Raw genomic sequence first — 1,536 nt, forward strand, 5'->3', positions numbered from 1 at the left:
CGGCAAGGTCATCAACGAACTGGTGCTCGGTAGCGACTCGGCATTGATCGCCGAACAACGCGCCGGCGCCACCCAGACCCCGGGAGGCACCGGTGCCCTGCGTCTGGCGGCCGACTTCATCGCGCAATGCCTGCCGGGCAAAGGCGTGTGGTTGAGCAACCCGACCTGGCCGATCCACGAAACCATTTTCGCCACCGCCAAGGTCAAGGTCAGCCACTACCCTTATGTGGGCAGTGACAATCGCCTCGACGTCGAAGCGATGCTCGCCGTGCTCAAGGAAGTGCCGAAGGGCGACGTGGTGCTGCTGCATGCGTGCTGCCACAACCCGACCGGTTTCGACCTGAGCCATGACGACTGGAAGCGCGTGCTTGAAGTGGTGCGCAGCCGCGATTTGCTGCCGCTGATCGACTTTGCTTATCAGGGTTTTGGCGATGGCCTGGAGCAGGACGCGTGGTCGACCCGGTTGTTCGCGGCGCAAGTGCCGGAGCTGCTGATCACCAGTTCCTGCTCGAAGAACTTCGGCCTGTATCGAGACCGCACCGGTGCGCTGATCGTCTGCGCGACCAGCGCTGACAAGCTCATCGACATCCGCAGCCAACTGGCCAATATCGCCCGCAATCTGTGGTCGACGCCGCCGGATCACGGCGCGGCGGTGGTCGCGACCATCCTCGCCGATCCAGAGCTGAAAGCGCGCTGGGCCGATGAAGTGGAAGCGATGCGTCTGCGGATCGCCCAGCTGCGCAGCGGTCTGGTCGAAGCGCTGGAACCCCACGGTTTGCGCGAGCGTTTCGCGCACATCGGCGTGCAACGCGGGATGTTCTCCTACACCGGCCTGTCGCCGGAACAGGTGAAAACCCTGCGCGAGCGGCACAGCGTGTACATGGTCAGCTCGGGCCGGGCCAACGTTGCCGGGATCGACGCCACCCGCCTCGCATCGCTCGCCGACGCGATCGCTGACGCCTGCAAATAATCCCCCACCCGACTGATCGTTCCCACGCTCTGCGTGGGAATGCAGCCCGGGACGCTCCGCGTCCCAACAGCGGACGCAGAGCGTCCATTGAGGCATTCCCACGCAGAGCGTGGGAACGATCAGCAAACCCAGCTCTTGCCTCCCTGCGGCCATCTGTCGCATTAATTTGAATTAAAAGTCTGATTGTCATTTTTCCTGCTGTATCCTGCGCAGGCTTTGTAAAGCGCGGAGCACCTGATCTATCAACAGACTTAGCGAGGAGCGCAACCATGCACGAGATTCCCAATCTCCCCTTCCCAAGCCTGCACGTACCTGAGCAGACGACCCCGCAACACGCCGGCGCCGAAAAGCCCGAGCCGCAAGAAGCCGCTGACAGCCGCAAAGCCGACAGCGAAGAGTAAGACCCGCCGTACAGACCGTGTGGAAAGCGCTAACATGCGCTTTCCACACTGCCTGAAACCCGAGCCCGCCATGACCGACGAATTCTCCGAAAGCCAAGCTGCCGTGCTGATCGGCGCCACCGAGAAAATGATCGAGATCTGGAATCGCCTCTCACCCGAGAAACA

Annotated in this window: 2 protein-coding genes; both read left to right on the plus strand. The window is 62.3% G+C overall.

The genetic code is table 11. From position 1 onward, the window contains the following. Nucleotides 1–970 (plus strand): aromatic amino acid transaminase (locus OQK_RS03350; protein WP_038860493.1); only part of this gene is annotated, 970 nt, incomplete at its 5' end. Between the two features lie 269 nt (nucleotides 971–1,239). Beyond that, on the plus strand, nucleotides 1,240–1,371 hold the full coding sequence (locus OQK_RS31830; protein WP_016771117.1) for a hypothetical protein: 132 nt from the start codon (nucleotides 1,240–1,242) through the stop codon (nucleotides 1,369–1,371). Nucleotides 1,372–1,536: the final 165 nt, after the last annotated feature.

The organism is Pseudomonas sp. R62 (assembly GCF_000257605.1).
GTDB lineage: Bacteria > Pseudomonadota > Gammaproteobacteria > Pseudomonadales > Pseudomonadaceae > Aquipseudomonas > Aquipseudomonas atacamensis.

Excerpts from the sequence above, each read along its gene's own strand:
- OQK_RS31830 (WP_016771117.1), top strand. The coding sequence starts at position 1,240 with ATGCACGAGATTCCCAATCTCCCCTTCCCAAGCCTGCACGTACCTGAG.